Annotated in this window: 18 protein-coding genes; 11 read left to right on the top strand and 7 right to left on the bottom strand. The window is 71.6% G+C overall.

Going from position 1 to position 20,730, the window contains the following annotated elements:
- Positions 1 to 22 precede the first annotated feature (22 nt).
- Entirely contained in the window at positions 23 to 1,420 is a 1,398-nt protein-coding gene (locus K336_RS0108830; RefSeq protein ID WP_021797848.1) for a Tm-1-like ATP-binding domain-containing protein, read from the top strand.
- Positions 1,421 to 1,812: 392 nt separating this feature from the next.
- Here K336_RS0108830 and K336_RS0108825 read toward each other — a convergent pair whose 3' ends face one another.
- Entirely contained in the window at positions 1,813 to 2,691 is an 879-nt protein-coding gene (locus tag K336_RS0108825; RefSeq protein ID WP_028706832.1) for a TetR/AcrR family transcriptional regulator, read from the bottom strand.
- Between the two features lie 24 nt (positions 2,692 to 2,715).
- On the opposite strand from K336_RS0108825, the gene K336_RS17050 reads away from it, so the two are divergent.
- Both K336_RS17050 and K336_RS0108815 read left to right on the top strand, forming a co-directional pair.
- Positions 2,716 to 3,120, top strand: coding sequence for a cytochrome b5 domain-containing protein (locus K336_RS17050; protein WP_081660722.1), 405 nt, complete (start codon positions 2,716 to 2,718; stop codon positions 3,118 to 3,120).
- Between the two features lie 189 nt (positions 3,121 to 3,309).
- The gene (locus K336_RS0108815) at positions 3,310 to 3,615 is read left to right on the top strand and encodes a CHY zinc finger protein (RefSeq protein WP_028706830.1); all 306 of its coding nucleotides are present in this window, start codon (positions 3,310 to 3,312) and stop codon (positions 3,613 to 3,615) included.
- Positions 3,616 to 3,680: 65 nt separating this feature from the next.
- Here K336_RS0108815 and K336_RS0108810 read toward each other — a convergent pair whose 3' ends face one another.
- A complete protein-coding gene (locus K336_RS0108810; protein WP_028706829.1) occupies positions 3,681 to 4,484 on the bottom strand; it encodes a hypothetical protein in 804 nt (267 codons plus the stop codon).
- A 371-nt stretch (positions 4,485 to 4,855) separates the two neighbouring features.
- Positions 4,856 to 5,497 carry a trimeric intracellular cation channel family protein gene (locus K336_RS0108805; RefSeq protein WP_021797849.1) on the bottom strand — a complete coding sequence of 214 codons (642 nt, stop codon included), beginning with the start codon at positions 5,495 to 5,497 and terminating at the stop codon, positions 4,856 to 4,858.
- Positions 5,498 to 5,815: 318 nt separating this feature from the next.
- Here K336_RS0108805 and K336_RS15520 point away from each other — a divergent pair, with 318 nt between their 5' ends.
- Positions 5,816 to 6,490 carry a M50 family metallopeptidase gene (locus K336_RS15520; RefSeq protein WP_051245563.1) on the top strand — a complete coding sequence of 225 codons (675 nt, stop codon included), beginning with the start codon at positions 5,816 to 5,818 and terminating at the stop codon, positions 6,488 to 6,490.
- A gap of 137 nt (positions 6,491 to 6,627) precedes the next feature.
- On the opposite strand, the gene K336_RS0108795 is transcribed toward K336_RS15520, so the two are convergent.
- Entirely contained in the window at positions 6,628 to 7,650 is a 1,023-nt protein-coding gene (locus K336_RS0108795; RefSeq protein ID WP_021798885.1) for a LacI family DNA-binding transcriptional regulator, read from the bottom strand.
- Positions 7,651 to 7,952: 302 nt separating this feature from the next.
- On the opposite strand from K336_RS0108795, the gene K336_RS0108790 reads away from it, so the two are divergent.
- The 6 genes from K336_RS0108790 (at position 7,953) to K336_RS0108770 (ending at position 13,250) form a co-directional block, all read left to right on the top strand.
- A complete protein-coding gene (locus K336_RS0108790; protein ID WP_043150647.1) occupies positions 7,953 to 8,300 on the top strand; it encodes an L-rhamnose mutarotase in 348 nt (115 codons plus the stop codon).
- A gap of 27 nt (positions 8,301 to 8,327) precedes the next feature.
- The gene (locus tag K336_RS15515) at positions 8,328 to 9,449 is read left to right on the top strand and encodes an MFS transporter (protein ID WP_211223477.1); all 1,122 of its coding nucleotides are present in this window, start codon (positions 8,328 to 8,330) and stop codon (positions 9,447 to 9,449) included.
- Positions 9,341 to 9,631, top strand: a complete 291-nt coding sequence (locus K336_RS19370) for an MFS transporter (protein WP_211223476.1) — start codon at positions 9,341 to 9,343, stop codon at positions 9,629 to 9,631. The genes K336_RS15515 and K336_RS19370 overlap by 109 nt, the downstream gene beginning before the upstream one ends.
- Before the next feature lie 92 nt (positions 9,632 to 9,723).
- Positions 9,724 to 10,902 (top strand): L-rhamnose isomerase, encoded by a 1,179-nt coding sequence (gene rhaI / locus K336_RS0108780; RefSeq protein ID WP_021798882.1) that lies wholly within the window; start codon positions 9,724 to 9,726, stop codon positions 10,900 to 10,902.
- A gap of 3 nt (positions 10,903 to 10,905) precedes the next feature.
- Positions 10,906 to 12,429 (top strand): rhamnulokinase, encoded by a 1,524-nt coding sequence (locus tag K336_RS15510; protein WP_051245562.1) that lies wholly within the window; start codon positions 10,906 to 10,908, stop codon positions 12,427 to 12,429.
- Positions 12,426 to 13,250, top strand: a complete 825-nt coding sequence (locus K336_RS0108770; RefSeq protein ID WP_028706827.1) for a class II aldolase/adducin family protein — start codon at positions 12,426 to 12,428, stop codon at positions 13,248 to 13,250. Before K336_RS15510 ends, K336_RS0108770 begins: the two co-directional genes overlap by 4 nt.
- An 87-nt stretch (positions 13,251 to 13,337) precedes the next feature.
- On the opposite strand, the gene uidA is transcribed toward K336_RS0108770, so the two are convergent.
- From uidA to K336_RS0108755, 3 genes are all read right to left on the bottom strand, one after another.
- Positions 13,338 to 15,614, bottom strand: a complete 2,277-nt coding sequence (gene uidA / locus K336_RS0108765) for a beta-glucuronidase (protein WP_211223475.1) — start codon at positions 15,612 to 15,614, stop codon at positions 13,338 to 13,340.
- Positions 15,575 to 15,910 carry an MFS transporter gene (locus K336_RS19365; RefSeq protein WP_028706825.1) on the bottom strand — a complete coding sequence of 112 codons (336 nt, stop codon included), beginning with the start codon at positions 15,908 to 15,910 and terminating at the stop codon, positions 15,575 to 15,577. Before K336_RS19365 ends, uidA begins: the two co-directional genes overlap by 40 nt.
- Positions 15,911 to 16,231: 321 nt before the next feature.
- Complete coding sequence (locus K336_RS0108755) at positions 16,232 to 17,869, bottom strand: dolichyl-phosphate-mannose--protein mannosyltransferase (protein ID WP_081660719.1); 1,638 nt, start codon at positions 17,867 to 17,869, stop codon at positions 16,232 to 16,234.
- A gap of 418 nt (positions 17,870 to 18,287) precedes the next feature.
- Between K336_RS0108755 and K336_RS0108750 the strand changes: the two genes are divergently transcribed.
- Positions 18,288 to 20,726, top strand: coding sequence for a glycosyl hydrolase family 95 catalytic domain-containing protein (locus tag K336_RS0108750; RefSeq protein ID WP_162142591.1), 2,439 nt, complete (start codon positions 18,288 to 18,290; stop codon positions 20,724 to 20,726).
- Positions 20,727 to 20,730: the final 4 nt, after the last annotated feature.

Raw genomic sequence — 20,730 nt, 5'->3', positions numbered from 1 at the left:
ACGCGAGCGAAGGAGCATCGCCATGAGTGGTGAGAGACCCGTCATCGTATGTGCGGGAATGTGCAACACCAAGGGGAACGAGATCAGGTTCCTCGCGGAGAAGGTGAGAGGGTTCGGCGGCGATCCGCTGATCCTCGACCTGTCGCTCGGGGCGTCGGTGGACTTCGCCGACATCCCGGTGAGGGAGGTGCTCGCGGCAGTCGGCGTCGAGCAGGCGAGCACCGTGTTCACGGCGCCGCGGTCCGAGGCGATCGAGACGGTCGGCGCGGCGGGCGCGGCGATGGCGCAGAGACTGGTCGAGGAGGGGCGGCTCGACGGCATCATCTCGTGGGCCGGCTCGGTCGGCACCACGACCGTGACGCGCGTCATGAGGGCCTTGCCGTTCGGCGTCCCGAAGATCATGCTCACGGACATGGCGAGTGCGGACGTGTCCATGTGGCTCGGGAACAAGGACATCTTCATCGCGTCGCCCACGGCGGAGCAGGGGATCAACGCGGTGACGTACCGGATCGTCTCCAATGCGTGCGCGGCCGTCGTCGCCATGGCGAAGGTGCCGAACGAGGCGCCCGACGTGAAGCCCCTCGCCGCGGTGACCTCCTACGGCACGACAACGCCCACCCAGCTCCACATCACGAGGTTCTTCGAGAGCAAGGGCTGGGACTGCGGGACGTTCCACGCCGTCGGAGTGGGGGCGACGATGGAGGACCTCATCCGGTCCGGTGTGATCACCGCCGTCGTCGACATGACTCCGGGCGAGCTCACCAACAACATGTACGACTCCTTCTACGGCATCCCGAAGACGTGGGACGGTGAGCGCATGACGGCCGCCTCCGACGTCGGCATCCCGCAGGTCGTCGCGCCGGGCGGTCTCGATCAGGCCGCTTACAACGGAATGGCCCAGTTCGCCCCGGAGTACCTGGAGGACTTCAGAACCGGGAAGCGCCGCGGGCCGCACGGGTCGGACAAGCCGTACGTCCACAACGAGGGCGTCACCATCATGGTGCCGACCCTCGACGAGATCGTCGAGCTCTCGGCGTACATGGCGGAGCGCCTCAACAGGACGACGGGCCCGACCTGTTTCATCATCCCCATGCGGGGATGGTCCGCCTACGACCAGTCCGAGGAGATCGCGACGCGTGACCGCGGCTGGGCCGAGGGCAACGGCGACGGGCCCGTCTGGGAGCCGGACGAGAAGTACCCGCGGTGGTCGCGCAGGGCGACACTGATGTGGAAGGAGCTCCACGAGCGTCTCGACCCGGAGAAGGTGGACCTGATCGCGATCGATCACCACATCCTCGATGAGGAGTTCTCGGAGCTCGCCGAGACCATCGTGTGGGACATGATCAACGGCGACTGGCGGATCGGGAAGTACGAGGACGTGGGCGACAAGGTGCTCGACTTCGAGGACTACGACCTCTGACGACGCGCTCCCCGGCGGAACTGGGAGGGCGGGTGGGCGGTCTCCCGCACGGGCGACCGCCACCCGCCCTCGGGCCGGTTCTGCCCCGTACCCCCGCGGATCCTCCGAGTTCCGGATCGGGGCCGGGACCCTCGCGAGGAGCTGCTCGGCGGCCACGACCCCGTCCACGACATCCACCGGGGCCGGCACTGCTGCATCCGCCGGCCCGGACGTGATCGCCCGGGAGGCCATGACCCGGGGCGGAACGGGGTGCGGGCCTCCTGCACCACGCGGTGGAGTGCCCCTCCAGGAGGGCAGGGGCCTGCTCATGGGGCTGCCCGACTGTTCCGGACAGTCGTCGATCGAGCGTGTCATGAGGCGGCTTCTCGCCTCCCGAGGGGCCGCCGGCGCCCTCACCGGGACGGGGCGGGGGAGTCCGCGGTCCCGGCGTCGCTGATCTCGGCGGCCATCGCGGCGAACCGCTCCTCGGTCGCGGCGATGTGCTGCGGGGTCCACTCGACGGCGGGGTCGGGCTCGAGGTGGGTGAGCAGCACCGTCATCATGGCGATCTCCGGCTGCGACCACGGCGCCGGACGGCTCGTGCCGAACAGGGTCAGCCCGGTGCGCCGGTCGAGCCAGTCGGGATCGCTCAGCGCGCGCGAGAGCACCCCGCGCATGGTCAGCCCGGCCAGCTCCGAGAGCATCATGAACCCCTCGTCCCCGCTCCACGGCGCGCACTGGCGGTAGCCGATGAGCTCCGCCATCGCCGCGTAGATCCTCGCGCGCCGCTGCACGAAGGCGCGCTCCAGCTCGGCGAGGGAGCCGGCCACGACGTCGCGGAGCCCCTCGTCGGGCAACGTCCGGTGGGTCACGGACAGGGCCAGGAGGAGCCGCCACTTCGGCGAGGCGAGCGTGCGGCGGATGTCGGCGTCCAACGAGATCCGCAGCGCCTCGACGACCACGTCGCGCCGACCCTGCTCGGTGCCCAACTCGTCCCGACGCGCCTCGAGGACGCCCAGGAGCCGATCGATGTCATCGTCGTCCTCGGGGATGAGCCGGGTGCGGCCGATGGCGTGGACGAGCACGTCCGCGAGGAAGCCCTCCCGGTGCGGCCAGCAGCGGTAGGCGCTCGCCCGCGAGACGCCCGCGTCGGCGATGATCCGCTCCATGCCGACGGCGTCCAGCCCGACGGACAGCCCGTGCTCGACGAGGCGCTCGCCCGCCAGGTCGAGGACGCGCTCGCGCGTCTCCTGCTCGCTGAGCCGGCGTCGGGGCCGGGGATCGACAGCCATGAGACACAGTGTATCTTTTCTCCCATGAGACATGATGTATCAAAAAAGGGGAGGGGTCGTCTCATGCGCTGGATCATCATCGTCGTCCTCGTGCTCGTGGCCCTCGCGGTCGCCTGGATGCTGCTGCACCCGTCGAACGCCGGGGACCGCACCAAACTGGACCGGCCCTTCACGAGCGCCGAGCGGCAGACCCTCGACACCGTGGACGTCACGGCGGACCAGCTGGCGCAGGCCGCCTGCACCGGCGGGGCGCAGTGCTGGATCGCCGTCAACGGGGTCGTCTACGACCTGGGCTCGTCGCCGGCATGGAAGGACGGGTCGCACCACGGGGTGCGCGCCGGCACCGATGCCACCGAGGACTTCGTCAGGTCCGGGCACGGCAGGCGGATCCTCGAGAAGCTGCCCGTGGTCGGCCGGTACCGGCCGTGAGCCGTGCCCTTGGTCCGTGCCTCGTCCAGGGGTGCCCGTGCCGTGGGGCCCCTGCCGAGGGCCGCTCCCGACACCCGACGCCGTCGGTCGGGCGTCGGATCATCGGCGCCGGTGCACGGCCGTGGAGCTCGGACCGATCCGCGTTCCGGACGGCGTCCCGGCGCTCTCCGCCGGTGGCAGGATCGGGTCATGACGGTGATCCGGGGTGTCGACGTGGACGAGCGGGGCCGGTGCGCCCACTGGCGCACCGAGCGCGACGTCGTGGCGCACCGGTGCGAGACCTGCGGGCGGTTCTGGGCCTGCCACGAGTGCCACCGGGCGCTGGCCGACCACCCGTTCGGGCGGGCCGACCCGGCGGCGCCGGCCACGGTGCTGTGCGGGGCCTGCGGGCATCTGAGCTCGTACGAGGACTACTCCGCGGCGCCCTTCTGCGCCGGCTGCGGGCACCCGTTCAACCCGCGGTGCGCGCTGCATCGGGGGCTGTACGTGACATGATTGCTCGCCATGACCACGCCATGACGGGGATGGCGACCGTGCCGATGGCTGTACGGGGCGTGGGTTCAGCCCCGTGACGGATGCGCCTCGATCCGGCACAGGAGCCGCAGATGCGCGGGGGCCTCGGCGTTCGCCTGCGCCACGCGCACGGCGGTGTTCGGGAGGCCCCAGCCGTGGACGTCGCCCAGCAGCCAGTCCGGGACGTAGCCGACCGGATCCTCTCCCGCGTCGGTCAGCAGCACGGCCTCGGAGTCGACGGTGTTGTCGGGCTCGGGGAGCAGCCGGAACCGATCGCCCGGGGCGAGGCGGCTCAGGGATCCGTTGCCCTCGACGCACCGCACGCCCGAGGCCAGGAAGTGGCCCTCGACACGCCCGTTCACGGGGATGAGGCCGTCGACGACGTGGAAGGTGTCGGTGGCGCGGCCGCCGCCGCTGCGGGCCAGGAACTCCACCGGGGTGGGGAACTCGGACAGCCCGAGCCAGTGGCAGTAGGTCGGGTACGAGGCCCGCCGCGGGGACATCACCCTGTTCAGGAAGAAGGCCGGCAGCCCGGTGAACGAGTAGGTGCGAGCCGGATCCGGGAACTCGGCCAGGAGGACGAAGTTGTCGTGCCGAGCCCCCTCCTCGTAGCGGAACGCGAAGGAGTCCGCCTCGATCTGGTCGAGGGTCGCGACATGGATGAGCCGTCGACTGCATCCTGCCAGATGAGGCGAAGGGCCCGGAGGCGTGGTCGTGCCTCGGTCGGGGTCGGTGCGTCCAGTACATGAGCCGATGGCATCGAGGATCCTCCTTCGGTTCGTCCTGAGCAGCTCTTCGATGAAGCTGCGCCGGGGCTCTGACAGAATCTCGTCCGGCGGCGCGTGCAGCATCTTCTTCCCATGATCCTCCGAGGCGTCCCTCAGACGGCGCAACCAGTACTCCCCGGCGCGGGGGGCTGCACAAGGCCGAGGGCCTCGGCCGCGAGCGCGACCGGAGGCCTGGATCCTTCTCCTTCGTCCCCATGGGCTCGTCGGCTGGTTCGCCGCCGGTCCAGGGCTCGCGGCCGAGATCCTGGGGACTCCACGTGCATGGCGGCGGGCCGAAGCACCGCGGCTGCTGCGCGTGCGCGGAGTGAGTGCACGCCCGACCGTGCCGCCCGATTGCCCGGAAGCGGCTGCTGCGCGTGCGCGGAGTGAGTAGCTGACCGGGCTCGGGCATTCCGCGGATGACGGCGGCTGCTGCGCGCGCGCCGAGTGGGCGCTCATGGCGCCGACCCCGGTCCCGGACGATTGGGCTCGTCCCGGGTGAGGCGCCTCGGCTTGGGGACCTGCCAGTGGAAGCGCAGGGCCAGTACGCGCAGGCCGAGGACGAGGACCACCAGCGTCCACAGGGTGATGGGGTTGAGGACCCCCATGCGCACGCACAGGTCGGTGCCGGCGCAGCCGAGCAGCGCGGGCAGCGCGTAGACGTCCTGGGTGAGGACGCTCGGCACGAGCCCGGCGAGCACGTCGCGCATCATGCCGCCGCCGATGGCGGTGATCGTGCCCACGAGGATCGCCTCGATGCCGGGGTGGCCGTGCCGGATCGCGAGCATCGTCGCCGAGACGGCGAAGGCGCCCAGACCCGCCGCGTCGGCGATGAGGATGAGCTTGCGGATCCGGTCGAGGCTGCCCGAGAACCGGAACGCGATGAGGCCGGCCACGATCGCCGTGAGCATGAACGGGACGTTGGACAGGTTCGACGGGGGATCGATGCCCAGCAGCAGATCGCGGATCACGCCGCCGCCCAGGGCCGTCACCAGTGCCAGGACGAGGATGCCGAAGACGTCGAAGCGGCGGCGGACCCCGACGAGCCCGCCGGAGACGGCGAAGGCGAAGACGCCGACGAAGTTGAGCAGCTCCACCCCCCAAGGGTACGGATGGTGCGGGCGGTCTGCGCGGTGCAGGGCGCGGTGCCGGATGGGCGAGGACGAGGACCGACGGCGCCGCGCGCCCGGGGCCGGGGCGGGCCCGGGCAGCCGGGGCCCGGACGTGTCGCCGTTCGCCGCGAAGCCGGCGCAGGAAGCGGACTCGTGCAGTCGGGGCCGTTCCCCGGCCACGAATCGGGTCCGTCGCGGACCGACCGCCCGCGCCGCATCGGGTCCCGCCGGGCGCCCGTCAGCGGGCACAATTGCTCCGTGGACGACGTGGCGACGCGGATCTAGCAGCAGCTCGGCGCGAGCCTGCACGCCGGGCCGTCGCCGCACGCCACGGCCGCAGCCGTCGCAGTCGCCGCGGCCTTGGCGACCGTCCTCCTCGGCCCCGCTTGGCGGGTGCTGCGGGTCGTCGTCACGCTCGTCCACGAGCTCGGGCACGCTCTCGTCGGCCTGGCCGCGGGCCGCCGGTTCGCCGGCTTCACCGTCAATCCCGACATGTCGGGCGCCACGACGACGAGCGGCGCCACCCGCGGGCCGGGTCTCGTGCTCACGGCGCTGGCCGGCTACCCGATGCCCGCCGTCGTCGGGGCCGCCATCGTCCACGCCGCGACGGGCGGGTACGCCCGCGGCGTGCTCGTGGGGATCGCCGTCGTCCTCCTGCTCGTGCTGGTCCGCGCCCGCTCGGCCCACACCGTGACGGTCCTGCTCGGCGCGCTCGCCGCCGACCTCGCCCTCTGGTGGTTCGCCGGCTCCGCGCCGGTGGGCGCCGCGGTCCTCGGACTCGGCGTCTTCCTTCTCGCCGGCGCATGGCGCCAGCTCGTCAACGTCGCCCGACACGGCGACCGCTCCCAGGACCCCGGCGTCCTGGCGGCCCGGACGCACGTTCCCGCCGCCGTTTGGGTGCTGTGCCTCGGCGCGGTGCTCGCGGCCGCCACGTGGTGGGCCGGGTGCTCGCTCGCGCCGTTCCTGCCGCTGCCCTGAGGCGCCCGGCGGCGCGTCGGGGACGATGCGGTGGGACCCGGATCCCGTGCGCCTGCGAGGCCGGGTGCGCGGACGAACCGGTGCGGCTGCCCCTCCGCCTGTCGGGCCCCTCGCCGTCGCCTCTCGGGCGGAGCCGGTCACTCGCCGAGGGTGGAGGCCCTGGCCATCAGGGTCGGTGGGAGCAGGACCCGGCGGTGCTCGTGCCCGACCGTCTCCTCGAGCTCCTCCTCGACCAGCTCCACCCCCGTCGCGCCGATCCGCGGGGCCGGCTGGGCGACCGAGCTCAGGGCGACCACGGCGTTGGTGCAGAAGTCGATGTCGTCATAGCCGATGATGGCGATGTCCTCGGGGATGCGGAAGGTGCGCGCCATGGTGAGGGCTTGGAGCAGGCCAATCGCCAACAGGTCGTTCGTGGCGAAGAGGGCGTCGGGGCGTTCGGTCCGCGGGCGGGCCGCCAGCAGCTCGCCGATCCGACGGCCCTCCAGGATGGTCATGTCGCGTGTGCTCAGGAAGTCGATCCGCACCCGCGGGCGCTCCTCGGCCGCCGCCAGGGCGCCGTAATGGCGGCGCACCACTTGGGGGTGCCGGCTCGGCTCTCCCACCACGGCGATGCGGCGCCGTCCCAGGTCGATGAGGTGCTGCGCCGCGAGCCGACCTCCGACGTAGTCGTCCACGCCCACGCGGCAGAAGTGCGGGTCGTCCGCGTCGAGCAGGACAACGGGGGTGCCCCGGTCGGCGACCTCGCGCGCCGTCTGCAGCTCGATGCCGACCGGCGCGAGCAGGATGCCCCGCGCGCGCTGCTGCTCGAAGCGGTGCAGGTAGTCGGCCTCGCGTTCGGCGTTCTGCTCGCTGCTCGCGCTGAACAGCCCGAGACCGGCCCGGGCCGCGGCCTGCTCGGCCCCGAGACCGATCGTGCCGTAATAGGGGTTGCAGGCCTCGACGATCACCAGGCCGAGCATGGTCGACAGGCCGACCTTGAGCTGTCGCGCCGCATGGTTCGGCACGTAACCGAGTTCCCGGATGGCGCTCTCCACGGCTCGGCGGCGCTCCTGCGAGACGGCTCCGGGATGGTTGAGCACGTTCGACACCGTGCCCACCGAGACGCCTGCGCGCGCGGCGACGTCCTTGATGCCGACTTGGCGGGCGGTCGGTTCGGTCACTGATGCCCTTCGGTGCAGGAGACGTTCCGCGGGGCGCCTCGTCCCCGCCTGACGGCATGAGCCTAGCCAACGAGGCGTCCCCGGCGCCGTCATGAGCGTTGCGGAGCGTCGGGACAGCCTCGGGCCGAACCTCCTCCGTGAGTGTATGAAACGATACAGAATTATTTTGCCTGGCCTTTTCTTCGATGAAGTTGCTACGGTCAATGGGGAGGGGTTGCGGTTTGAAACGATTCGATCTACGCTCATCCCATCGTCGATCCGAGGGCGGTCCGCCCCGGAGGGATCTGAACGAGGGAGTCCAGATGACTGATCGACTGTCCACCAGCGCGGCACGTTCGCCGCAACGCGCCTGCTTCCTGTTGCGGGTCCGCCCGGAGCTCCTTCCGGAGTATGTGGAGGCGCACCAGCACGTGTGGGAGTCCATGCGCGAGGCGCTCAGCCGATCGGGGTGGCGGCGCTACTCGCTGTTCCTGAGGACCGAGGACGGGCTCGTGGTGGGCTACTTCGAGTCCGACGACGTCATCGCCGCCATGGCGGCGATGGATCGGGAGGAGGTGAACGCCCGGTGGCAGGCCGAGATGGCGCAGTACTTCGTCCCGCCGAACGGGGGCGCACCCGAACTCCTGGACGAGTACTTCCACCTCGCCTGATCCCATCAGCACACGAAGGAGCGCGACATGCCGAAGCGCCACATCACCGGCTGGAAGGCGACGATCGCCGTCTCCATGTCGAACTACATCGACTCCGGATCCATCATCGCCATTGCGACGTCACTGGGCTTCTGGAAGGCCGCCTACTTCCCGAACGACGACGGGACGATCACCGGCCTGCTGGCCGCGTTCAGCTCCAACGCGTTCGGCGCCGCGATCGGCGCGCTCATCGGGGGGCCGCTGTGCGACAAGTACGGCCGCAAGTTCATCTACACCTACGACCTGCTCGTCTACGCACTGGGCGGCCTCATCATCACGGTCACCGCGAACCTCGGCATGCTCTTCGCCGGCTTCGTGATCATCGGCCTGGCCGTGGGCGCCTCCGTCCCGGCCGGGTGGACCTACATCGCAGAGTTCGCGCCGGCCGACAGGAGGGGACGTCACATCGGCACGACCCAGCTCGCCTGGTCCTTCGGCCCCTTCATCGGATACGGCTTGGCCGCCGCGCTGGCGCCGCTGCACCTGCTGGGGAGCCGGCTCATCTTCGCCCACCTCGTCGTCATCGCCCTCGTCACCTGGTACATCCGGCAGGGCCTCGACGAGTCCGAGGCGTGGCAGCAGGCCAAGGGCGGCGCCACGGCGAAGCCGCCCTCGGTCCTCGCCTCGTTCAAGGCGCTGTTCAGCCGCAGGGTCAACATCACGGCACTCGTCTTCCTGGCCTGCATCTACACCTTCTGGAACCAGGCCGCCAGTCAGAACGGCATCTTCCTGCCGACGATCCTGTCGTCCATGGGCTACAGGGCCCTCCAGTCCGATCTCTTCTCGATGCTCTCGTGGGGCTTCGTCATCGTCGCGACCGTCTTCTTCATGGCCCTGGTCGACCGGATCCCTACCGGGTCCACTACTGCATCGGCGGCGCGATGGCCCTCGTCGCCTGGATCATCCTGGTGTTCGGACCGCCGACCTCGGCGTGGACCGCATTCGGGTACGCCATCGTCTGGGGCCTGTCCGCCGGGCCCTCGGCGCAGGCCTTCTACTCGGTGTGGTCTCCCGAACTCTTCGCCACGCCCTACCGCTCCGGGGCCCAGGGCATCGTGTTCTTCGCGGTGCGCCTCGCCAGCGGGCTCATCTCGCTCATCTTCCCGGTGATCCTCGCGGGGGAGAACGGCCTGCTCATCGATGGCCTCATCCTCATCGGCTTCCTTCTCGCCTCCCTCGTCATCGGAACCGTCGGCGCCCCGCGGACACAGGGGCGCACCCTCGAGGAGATCGAGATCGAGCGGTACGGGGAGGTCGTCTCGAACGTCGACGGCGGGGCCCGGGGCCTCTAGGCGTGCCATCCGGCCCCGCCCGAGCCCCCGGGCGGGCCCCGGGGGCGAAGCGAATCTCAGGAACCGCACATCCCAGAATCCAGGAGAGAACCATGGTGTCATTGTCCGACCTCGACCCGCAGGCCCGGAGCCTGCTCGAGCAGCAGACCATCGAACTGCCCAGCTGGGCGTTCGGGAACTCGGGCACTCGCTTCAAGGTCTTCACCACGGCGGGCACCCCCCGCGACCCGTTCGAGAAACTCGCCGACGCCGCCCGGGTGAACGCGTACACCGGCGCGGCCCCCCGCGTCTCGCTGCACATCCCCTGGGACAGGGTGGACGATTTCGAGGCGCTCAAGGTCCACGCCGAGTCCCTCGGCGTACGGATCGGCATGATCAACTCGAACGTCTTCCAGGACGACGACTACAAGTTCGGCTCGCTGTGCAACCCGGACGAGAGCATCCGGGCCAAGGCGATCAGAGCCCATCTGGACTGCATCGACGTGATGGGCGCAACCGGCTCGGACTCCCTGAAGGTCTGGCTCGCCGACGGCATCAACTATCCGGGGCAGGACGACCTGCGGGCCCGCCAGGAGCGCCTGGACGACTCGCTCGCCCAGATCTACGCGGCACTCAGCAGGAACCAGCAGATGGTCCTGGAGTACAAGTTCTTCGAACCGGCCTTCTACGCCACCGACGTGCCCGACTGGGGTACCTCGCTCATGCACTGCCAGGCGCTCGGTCCCCGGGCCAAGGTGGTGCTCGACACCGGGCACCACGCGCCGGGCACCAACATCGAGTTCATCGTCATGCAGTTGCTGCGGGCGGGCAGGCTGGGCGCCTTCGACTTCAACTCGCGGTTCTACGCCGACGACGACCTCATGGTGGGTGCGGCCGACCCCTTCCAGCTGTTCCGCATCCTCCACGAGATCGTGCGCGCCGACGCGCTGCGACCTGATTCGGGGGTCACCTTCATGCTCGACCAGTGCCACAATCTCGAGGACAAGATCCCCGGCGAGATCCGCTCCGTGATGAACGTGCAGGAGGCCACCGCCAAGGCCCTGCTCGTCGACCGCGAGGCACTGACGGCGGCCCAGCTGGCCGGCGATGTCCTCGCTGCGAACGGCGTGCTCATGGACGCCTACAACACCGATGTGCGGCCTCTGCTCGCCGAGCTGCGCGAGGAGAAGGGCCTGGCACCCGACCCGCTGGCCGCCTATCTCGCCTCCGGGTACCAGGCCAGGATCGAGGCCGAACGCATCGGCGGCGCGCAGGCCGGCTGGGGCGCCTGAACCATGGGCCGCTACGCCGCCGTGGACCTGGGCGCCGGCTCGGGCAGGGTGATCGTGGGGGAGCTGACGGAGGGGTGCCTCCTCACTTGTGAGGTGCACCGCTTCCGGAACGATCCCGTGCCCCTGCCCGAGGCCGGCGGGGTGCGCCTGTGCTGGAAGGCGACCGAGCTGTTCGCCCAGGTGCGCGCCGGTCTCTCCAAGGCCGCCGCGCAGGGCCCCCTCGAAGCGATCGGCATCGACACCTGGGGGGTCGACTACGGGCTTCTCGACGTGGACGGCGTCCTCACGGCGCCGGTCGTGAGCTATCGCGACCGGCGCACCGCGGGGGTGCCCTCCAGGGTCTTCGAGCAGATCGACCCGGCCGTCCTCTATGCGCGCACCGGCACCCAGGTGCAGGAGTTCAACACCGTCTTCCAGCTCCTCTCGTCCACCGGGAGTCGGGCCCTCGCCCGCGCCGATCGTCTGCTCCTCCTGCCCGACCTGCTGGCCTACTGGCTCTCCGGGGTGGCGCGCACCGAGGTGACCAATGCCTCGACCACCGGGCTGCTCGACCCAGTCGGCAGACAGTGGTCGGACGAGGTGCTCGACGCACTCGACCAGGGGCCGGCCATCCGTCGGCTGCTGACCCCGCTGTCCGAGCCGGGGACTGTGCTCGGCCCGGTACTGCCCCGGATCCTCCCGGAGGCGGCCACCGCATCGGGCGCCCCCACCCCGGTCGTGACGGTCGGCTCCCACGACACGGCATCGGCCGTGGTCGGCGTCCCGGCCGGCGGGGACGCCTTCGCCTTCATCTCGAGCGGCACCTGGTCGCTGGTGGGACTGGAGCTGTCGGAACCGATCCTCACCGAGGCCTCCCGGGCCGACAACTTCACCAACGAACTCGGTGTCGACGGCACCGTGCGTTATCTACGGAATGTTTCGGGCATGTGGACGCTCAACCACTGCATCGCTCAGTGGCAGGACGAGACCGGACAGCTGCAGGACCTCACGGCGCTGCTCGCAGAGGCCTTCGAGGAGCCGCCGCTGACCAGGATCGTCGATCTCAACGACGACACCCTGCTGGACCCCGGGCCCATGACGGAGCGGATCAATGCTCTTCTGGAGTTCACCGGCCAACCGGCCGCCCGCACCCGGGCCCAGGTGGTGCGCACGATCATGGACTCCCTCGCGCTGGCCTATCGCGCGGCGGTCCGGGCGGCCTGCCGCCACAGTGGAAGGACGGTCGACGTGGTGCACGTCGTGGGCGGCGGCTCCCGCAACATCCGGCTCTGCCGGGCCACGGCGGACGCCACCGGTCTGCCGGTGGTCGCAGGCCCCGCGGAGGGCACCGCGCTGGGCAATCTGCTGGTCTGCGCACGGGCCGTCGGCGACCTGTCCGGCGGCCTGGACCGGCTGCGTGCCGTGGGCGCCGCATCCTGCGCGCTCACCCGATACGAACCGACCCACTGCCCGGAGGCCCTCGCCGCCTGGCGCGCCGCCTCCCAGACCCTCGAATCACTCACCCAAGGAAAGGCGAACCGATCATGACCACTTCACGACCGAGGAATCTCGCCGACGTGCTCGCCAGCATGGGGGCCGCGGGGCGCCGCCTCAACGAGATCGACGCCATCGAGTCGGGCGCCGGGAACCTGTCCGTCTGCCTCGCCTGGCAGGTCGACCTGGATCCCCTCTTCCCCGATGTCACAACCATCGAGCTGCCCTGGACCGCGCCCGGATTGGCCGGCTGCACGGTGCTGGTCACCGGTACCGGCTGCCGTCTGCGCGAGGTGGCCGAGGCGCCCCGGGAGAACGTCGGAGCGGTCGTGATCGGCGCCGACGGCGCCTCGGGCGAACTGCACTACCTGGCCGACGGCAACTTCGTCCGGCCCACGAGCGAGTTCAACTCCCACTTGGCCGTGCACGCCGACCATGTCGGACGGCGGGGCCTCAGTCTGCACGCCGTGATCCATGCCCAACCGCCGCACCTGGTGCAGCTCAGCCACATTCCGGAATACCGGTCCACCGAGTCGATGAACCATGCGCTCCTGCGCTGGGAGCCCGAGACACTGGTGCAGCTGCCCGCCGGTGTCGAGTTCCTGCCCTTCATGGTTCCCGGCTCGCAGGAACTCATGGAGAACACCGTGCGGGGTCTGCGGGAGCACGTCATCGTGATCTGGGCCAAGCACGGGCTGATGGCCCGCAGCGATGCATCGCCGCTGGGCGCCTGCGACAAGATCGAGTACGCCGAGACCGGAGCGGCCTACGAGTACCGCGATCTCGCCGGCGGCGGTCGGGGCGAGGGCGTCAGCAGGGATGAACTGCGCCGCGTGCGCGATGCCTTCGGCGTGGTCACGGATCTGCTCGACTGACATGCGGGTGGCCCCGTCGGAGCGTCCGGCACGCCCCGGTGCCCGCTGCCGGGCGGGGCGTCGCCCCGCCCGGCGGTCGGCGACGATTCAGCCCTTGTAGCCGAAGTCGGGGATCGCCGACCAGCGCCGGCGGAACCAGTGGGCGGCGAGCTTCGGCTTCCGGTCGCGGGTGAAGACGCCCTTCCTGTTGCCCTGGACGCGCAGGAGCGACTGGCTCGTCGCGAAGTCCGCGAAGTTCCACAGCTGCTCCCCGACGACGAAGTCGAACTCGTCGAGGACCCGGCAGTTCATCGCGTAGTAGTCGACCTGGTACTCCTCGGTGTACAGGACCGGCGTCGTGTCGTGCAGGCCCGCCACGGCGTCGGCGCCGAACTCGGTCAGCATGAGCGGCTTGCCGAGCCCGGCCCACTGCGCGAGCTCGGCCCGGAGCCCCTCCTCGGAGGAGGCCAGGTCGGGTCCGCCGAAGTACCAGCCGTAATAGCGGTTGAGGCAGATGATGTCGCTGAGCCGCGCCGAGCAGTCGGTGCGCGGGGCGTCGTTCATCTGCACCGAGACGAGCGTGCACGGGCGCTTCGCCGGGTCGAGCTCGCGGGCCAGGTCGAACAGCGGCTTGAAGTACTCGTAGGCGCCCGGGGCGCCCGAGTCGGGCTCGTTGGCGATGCTCCAGACGACCACGCAGGCGTGGTTCTTGTCGCGGGTGATGAGATCGCGGATGACCTCCCGGTGCGCCTGCCCTGTCCGTACGCCGTGCTCGGGGTCGAAGGTCTCGACGCGCTCACCGCCGAAGGCGGCGCCGCCGCCGAACTTCAGGTTGATGCCCACGGCCGTGGTCTCGTCGATGACGACGACGCCCTCGGCGTCGCACTGGCGCATCATCTCCTCGGAGTACGGGTAGTGGCTGGTGCGGAGGCTGTTGGCGCCCTGCCACCCCATGAGCGCGATGTCGCGGGTGTTCATCGGCAGATTGATGCCTCGTCCCGCCGGGAAGGTGTCCTCGTGCTTGCCGTAGCCCTTGAAGTAGAAGGGGCGCTCGTTGATGAGGAAGCGGGTGCCGTCGATGCGGACCGTCCGGATGCCGAACGGCTCGGTGTAGACGTCCTCGCCGAAGCGCACCCGCACCTGGTAGAGGTGGCCGGCGCCAGGGCGCCACAGCGTCGGGCTCTCGACGACGAGCTCGCCGCTCGTGCCGCGGGCCCCGTCGATCCGCGCGCCGTCGGCGTCGAGCAGCTCGACGGTGCACTCGCCGTCGCCCACCGTCGTGACCTCGTAGTGCACCGTGGCCCTGGCGGCGGTTCCGCTCGCACCGTCGAGGCCCTCGACGTCGCTCGTCAGGGCGATGTCGGCGATGTACTCCCGGGGCGTCGCGCACAGGCGCACCGGGCGGGTGATGCCGCAGTAGTTGAAGAAATCGAAGTTCGGGTGGTTCTGCTTCCGCGAGCCCGACGGGGAATCGGCGAGCGCGGCCCCGGGGCCTCCGCCGAGCATGTCGCCCGTGCCCCCCACGGGAAGCGTCGTGTGGTCGATGACGTTGTCGACGGCGATCGTCAGCAGATTGTCGCCGGCGGCGAGGTGCCCGTCCAGCTCGACCTCGAAGGGCAGGAAGCCGCCGCGGTGTTCGCCGAGGAACTCGCCGTTGAGGTAGACCCTCGCGTGGTGCGTGACGGCGTCGGCGCGCAGCACGACGCGCTGGCCGCGCAGCGCGGCCGGCACCTGGACCGTGCGCTGGTAGAAGACCCAGCCGCAGTGGTCGCGGATGTCGACGCCCTCCTTCAGGTCGTTGTAGGAGGCGGGCACCGGCATCGTCATGGCATCGGCCAGCGGGGCGGCGCACCACCGGTCGTCGAAGCCGGTGCCGTCGTCGAGCGCGAAGTCCCAGATGCCGCCGAGGTCGATGACGGTTCGGGAGTCGGTGGTGGTGGGGTAGAGCATCATTCCTCGTTTCGATCCGGTGGATGGGCGGCGGGGCGCCCGGGGACGCCCCGCCGGGGCGGCCGTGGACGGTCGGGCGGCGCCCTCGGCCTCGCGCTGGGCGGCGAGCCGGGCGGCGTTGGCGTCCACGCGCTCCTTGTCGAGCGGGTACAGGAACCACAGGGCGAGGAAGAGGACGACGAAGGCGCCGCCGGGCACCGGGCACGTGATGCTGTAGATGCCGTTGGAAGGCGCCGCGAGCGGGCCAATAGCCTCGAGAGTCACACCCGGATCGACACGACCTGCACCCATCCTGACCAGCCGATCCCAGACCAGCCAGAGTCCATGCTCACAGGTGACCTCGGAGTCGAAGCCGGTCTCCTTCGCGTACCCCACCACCGGCAGGAGGATACCGGTCAGGCCCTCCGAGCCGGCCTGACCGAGCTCGCGCGCCACGAGCAGGTGGCGTACACGGTGCCGTCCCGACGGTCGCCGAAGCGCACCTCGGTGTCGTTGATGACGTCGATGGTCATGGCCCAGCAGATGAGCGAGAAGGTCGCCACCCCGAGCCAGGCGAAGACGGAGGGGGCGATCCACACGCGGACGTCGTGGGTGCGGGCGACGAAGGCGGAGAACAGGGCCACCACGTGCTGGGCGCCGAGCCCGATCGTCCTGCTCCAGCCGAGCCTCTCGCCCGGGGCGACGACCTCGCCCGGCCTCGGCCCGCCGTCCCCGTGCAGCCTCCAGATCACCGCCCGCCCCCTCCGTCGCCCGCGCCCGGCTCCTCGTCCCCCCGCCGGGACGATGCGCGCGGCCCGCAGCAGTGCGGGGGACCGGTGGGCGCCGCGGGGCGTGCGTCCTGTGATCGTTGCGGTTCGTGGTCGTTGCGGTTCGTCGTGTGGCTGGTTCGCGCTCGTTGCGCGTTCGTCCCGCGTGCGGTCTTCGCTCCCGTTGCGCGTTCCCGCCTCGCGTCTGCGCAGACACCCGGGACATGTCCGAGGTGGGAAGGCCTGGGTGAGGTGCGAACGCATGAGGGGAGGTGGGAGTGGGAACGGGGGTGCGGGGTGGCGCGGTCAGATCCACGTGGTGAACCACATGCGCATGAACCACTGGCGGCGCGTCAGGAGGGCGTCGGTGAGGATCGGGTAGATGAAGAGGAAGTTCGCCGTGATGAGCACCGTCACCGCCGTGACGATGAGGGCCCCGCGGCGCCGTCGCGGCGGGGGCGCGTCCGCGGGGCCGAGGATCCGGCCCAGCACCATCGCCAGCACGGTCGCGGTGAACGGGATGAGCATGATCGCGTAGAAGAAGAAGGTCGGGCGGTCCGAGCTGGGGAACCACATGAGCCAGGTGGCCGCGGCCACGACGATCGGCACGCAGTAGTGCCACTGACGCCCGCCGATCCACAGGAACAGGCCGACGACGACCGCCAGGCACGCGAACCACCACAGGAAGGGCGTCCCGGCGCCGGAGACGACGCGCAGGCAGGTGTCGTTGACCGCGGTGCAGCCGTCCTCGCCCGGCTGGATGCCGTTGACCGCGTCGATGCCGATGACGCGCGCCATGACCGGCCAGCCCAGCGGCTTCGCGTCGTAGGTGTGGGTCTGCGAGGCGATCCAGTCGCCGGTGTGGAAGGCGTAGATGTCGTAGTGGTAGTGCCACAGGCTGCCCAGCCCGTCGCCGAGCAGCCGCGTGACGCGGTCGGCGGGGTGCTGGGCGCCCCACTGGCGGTCGTAGCCGCCGTCCGAGAGCAGCCAGCTCGTCCAGGTGGCCACGTAGACGACGAGGGCCGCGACGGCGAGGTGGACGACGGCGGAGAGGCCGTCGCGCCAGAGACTGCGGATCGCCTGCCGGCCCGCGCCCGCGGTCAGACGCGCGCGGCGGTCGTCGACGAGGCTGAGGACGCCGAGGACCGCGAGGACGTAGACGGCGTTCCACTTGCAGCCGCAGGCGGCGCCGAGGAGCAGGCCGCAGGCCAGGCGCCAGGGCCTCCACAGGAGAAGCGGACCGTAGCCCCCGCCGAGGTTGAGCAGGCCGTTCGCACGCAGGTGCTCGGCGAGGCGGTGCCGGAACCAGTCCCGGTCGGCCAGCCAGCAGCCGACGGCCGCGACGGTGAAGAAGGCCTCGAAGACGTCGAGCAGCGCGATGCGGCTCATGACAAAGCTGAGGCCGTCGACGATGATGAAGAAGCCCGCCAGGGCACCGATGATGGTCGACCGGCCGAGCCGGCGCGCCATGCGCACGACGGCCCCGATGAGCAGGCAGCCGAAGACGAGCGAGGCGAAGCGCCAGCCGAGGGGCGTCATGCCGAAGAGTCGCTCGCCGCCCGCGATGAGCCACTTGCCGAGCTGGGGATGGACGATGAACGAGCCGATGCTCGTCCAGCCGTCGACATGGCCCGCGGCGATCTGGTCGTCAGCCCCCGCGCCCCAGGTGCCCTCGTAGCCCAGGTGCAACAGCGTCCAGGCGTCCTTGGCGTAGTAGGTCTCGTCGAACTCGAGGTGCGCCGGCGTCCCGATGCCGACGACGCGGGTGAGGAGGCCGAGCACGACGAGGGCGGCGGTCACCAGCCAGCTGCGGGCCTCGTCGAGCCTGAGGACGGCGGCCTCCTCCAGCCGTTCGATGGTGGACGGCAGCGCCGACCGCAGGCCGTGATCGAGGGGGGCGGCGCCCGTCGGGGCCGGGCTCGGGAGTGAACTCACGCGCCCCATGTTAAACGCCGGTTCCACCGTCGCCGTGCCGATACCGGCTCCACTGCCCCTGCGCCGGCGCCGGCCCGCACGGCTCCGAGGCCGTGCAGCGCGCCGGGCCGGCATCGCCGGCGGTGGGTCCCCGCCGGCGTCGGGACGCGGCTGATGCCGCACAGGGATCCGGGGCCCGGACCCGTCCGCCGGCCCCGGGCGCGCGGGTCGCGTGGTGCGACATGTGTCGCAGGGCTGCCGAGGGGATCGTCGGCCCCGGGCGCGCGGGCCGCGCCCGCCCTCGTGGGCCCGATGGTCGGCACCGGGTCCGATGGTCGATAATGTGCCTGCCCCTGTCGTCGCCCGTGAACCTGCGGCCCGGCGCCCGGGGGAGCCCCGGAGGATTGGGAACGGGCCGGCGCCGGCCCACCATGGAGGAGTGTCGGACGTGACCAGTCGCAGCGGTTCCGAGCGTCGGGGGGCCGGCGCGCCCCCGGGGGCCGACCCGCACGCCCGGTACCGGATCGTCCTCGACGAACCGGCCGCGAACCCCCGCGACGCCTTCCTGCTGGGCAACGGCCATCTCGGCGCCGTCGCCCACGGCGGCATCGGCGCCGAGGTCCTCGAACTGTCGCTCGACACCCTCTGGTCGGGCGGCCCCGGTGCCGGCGACGACGCCGATGCCGACGGCGCGGCGCTCCTGCCCGCCCTGCGCGCGGCGATCGCCGCCGGCAACCTGGAGCAGGCCGACGGGATCGCCGCCCGGATGGCCGTCGCGCCCGCCGTCCAGACCAGCCAGCCCGTCGGCGTGCTGCGCTGGGACTACGCGCCCGGGCTGCGCACCCGCGGCTACGGCCGCGAGCTCGATCTGCGGGACGCCACCATGACCACCACCGTGCGCGGCAACGAGCTGCGCACCTTCATCAGCGCCCCGGCCGAGGTGCTCGTCGTCCAGTGGGGCGGCCCGTCCGCTCCGCTGAGGGCCCCGCACCTGAGCAGCCCCCACCGCGGCGCCGTCCGCACCTGGCGCGAGGGGCGGGTGCTGTGGCTGACCCTGTCCTCCCGCGTTCCCGCCGACGCCCGCGCCGGCGAGCCCGTCCGCTACGGCGTCGAGCCGCCCGCCGACGACGGCAGCGTTCCCGCGGGCATGGCCTTCGCCGTCGCCGCCGCCGTCCAGCCCACCGACGAGGGCCCGCGCCTCGTCGTCGCCGCCGAGAGTGGTTTCACCGCCTGGAACCGGCGCCCCTCGGGCGACACCTCGGCCGTCGAGCACGTCGCCAGGTACCGGGTCCGCCGCGCGCTGGGCCGCAGCACCGCCGAACTCCATGCCGAGCACGTCGCGGACCGCCGCGCCCTGTTCGACCGCAGCGACCTGGACCTGTCCGATTCCTGGCGCGCCGACGTCGACGAGCTGGCCTTCCACCTGGGCAAGTACCTGCTCGTCTCGTCCTCGCGCGCCGACTCCCAGCCCATGCACGCCCAGGGACTGTGGAACGCCCATGCGCGCCCGGCCGGCGAGGCCTACCGCACCGACATGGGTCTCCAGCTGAGCTACTGGTCGGCCGAACGGGTCGGCCTGTCGGAGTGCGCGGCCCCCGTCCGGCGCCTCGCCGACGAGCTGTCTCGCACCGGCCGCGACCGCGCCTGGCGGGACTTCGGGTTCTCCGGCGCCGTCGTCCTCGAGCGCGTCGACCTGTGGCGCGCCACGAGCGCGCGGATCGCCCGCGCCCGGCGGGGCCACTGGCTGGGGGCGCTGCCCGCCCTGGCGTCCTGCCTGTACGAGCACGCCCTGTTCACCGGCGACACCGCCCACGCCCTCCAGGTGCACCGCATGGCCGTGCGCTTCGCCCTCGACCTGCTCGTCACGGGCCCCGACGACGAGCTCATCGCGAGCCCCTCGGCCGCCCCCGGCCAGACGCTGCGCAGCGCCGCCCGGGAGTTCCGGGTCGCGGCGGGCTCGACGATCGACCGCGAGGTCATCGCCGAGGTCTTCGAGCACTACCTGTCCCTGGCCGGCGAGCAGCCGTGCGGCCTCGATGCGGCGCTCGCCCCCCGGGTGCGCGACGCCCTCGGCCGGCTGGCCCCCGTCCCCGTCGTCGACGGTCTCATCGCCCAGTGGCCCGAGCGCCGGGCCGGTGCCCCGAGCGCCGGTTCGGACTCCCTGACCCAGCTGTACGGCCTCTTCCCCGGCAGGCGCATCAACCACACCGACCCGACGATGCTCGACGCGGCGCGCCGCACCCTCGACGCCGAGATCTCCCGCGGTGCCGGACGCACCGCCGCGGGCCAGGCCAGGATCCTCGCGATGGCCGCCCGGCTGGGCGACGAGGTCCTCGCCACCCGGGCGCTGACCCGCCTGACCGGACCGCTCAGCTCCGCGTCGCTGCTGGCGCTGGGCCGGGAGCCCCAGATGCCCGGCGCCGTCCTCCAGCTGCCCGCCTCCCTCGTGCTGCCGGGCGCCCTCGCCGAGATGCTCGTCGGCGGCGACGCCGGCGTCATCCGCCTGCTCGCCGCCCTGCCCGCCCGGTGGCCGAAGGGCTCGGCGCGCGGCCTGCGCGCCGTCGGCGGACACCGCGTCGACGTCGCCTGGGAGGAGACCCAGCTCACCGTCGCGCGGATCACGCCCAACTTCGGCTGCACGATTCGCGTCGAGGCCGAGAACGGCCGCTTCACCGTCACCGACGACACCGGCGCCCCGGTGCGGTTCGCGCAGGTCGTCGCGTGGCGGCGCAACCGCGATCTGCTCAGCTTCGAGGTCGTGGACGGGCGCAGCTACGTCATCACCCGCGAGGGCCGGGCCCGCCGCGCCGAGCAGACCGCGACCGGTTCGGCGATCAGCATCGGGACCGGCCTGTCGATGACCCTCTCGGGGCTGCCCGCCGACTGACGCC

Origin of the sequence: Propionibacterium acidifaciens DSM 21887 (assembly GCF_000426605.1) — a bacterium.
GTDB classification, from domain to species: Bacteria; Actinomycetota; Actinomycetes; order Propionibacteriales; family Propionibacteriaceae; genus Propionibacterium; species Propionibacterium acidifaciens.
Note: the sequence above shows the minus strand (reverse complement) of the source record. Positions and strands in the feature narration are given on the sequence as shown.

Excerpts from the sequence above, each read along its gene's own strand:
- K336_RS17050 (WP_081660722.1), top strand. The coding sequence starts at position 2,716 with ATGAGACATGATGTATCAAAAAAGGGGAGGGGTCGTCTCATGCGCTGG.
- K336_RS15510 (WP_051245562.1), top strand. The coding sequence starts at position 10,906 with ATGGGCCGCTACGCCGCCGTGGACCTGGGCGCCGGCTCGGGCAGGGTG.
- K336_RS15515 (WP_211223477.1), top strand. The coding sequence starts at position 8,328 with ATGCCGAAGCGCCACATCACCGGCTGGAAGGCGACGATCGCCGTCTCC.
- rhaI (WP_021798882.1), top strand. The coding sequence starts at position 9,724 with ATGGTGTCATTGTCCGACCTCGACCCGCAGGCCCGGAGCCTGCTCGAG.
- K336_RS0108755 (WP_081660719.1), bottom strand. The coding sequence starts at position 17,869 with ATGGGGCGCGTGAGTTCACTCCCGAGCCCGGCCCCGACGGGCGCCGCC.
- K336_RS0108825 (WP_028706832.1), bottom strand. The coding sequence starts at position 2,691 with ATGGCTGTCGATCCCCGGCCCCGACGCCGGCTCAGCGAGCAGGAGACG.
- K336_RS0108770 (WP_028706827.1), top strand. The coding sequence starts at position 12,426 with ATGACCACTTCACGACCGAGGAATCTCGCCGACGTGCTCGCCAGCATG.
- K336_RS0108810 (WP_028706829.1), bottom strand. The coding sequence starts at position 4,484 with ATGCTGCACGCGCCGCCGGACGAGATTCTGTCAGAGCCCCGGCGCAGC.
- K336_RS0108830 (WP_021797848.1), top strand. The coding sequence starts at position 23 with ATGAGTGGTGAGAGACCCGTCATCGTATGTGCGGGAATGTGCAACACC.
- K336_RS0108790 (WP_043150647.1), top strand. The coding sequence starts at position 7,953 with ATGACTGATCGACTGTCCACCAGCGCGGCACGTTCGCCGCAACGCGCC.
- K336_RS0108815 (WP_028706830.1), top strand. The coding sequence starts at position 3,310 with ATGACGGTGATCCGGGGTGTCGACGTGGACGAGCGGGGCCGGTGCGCC.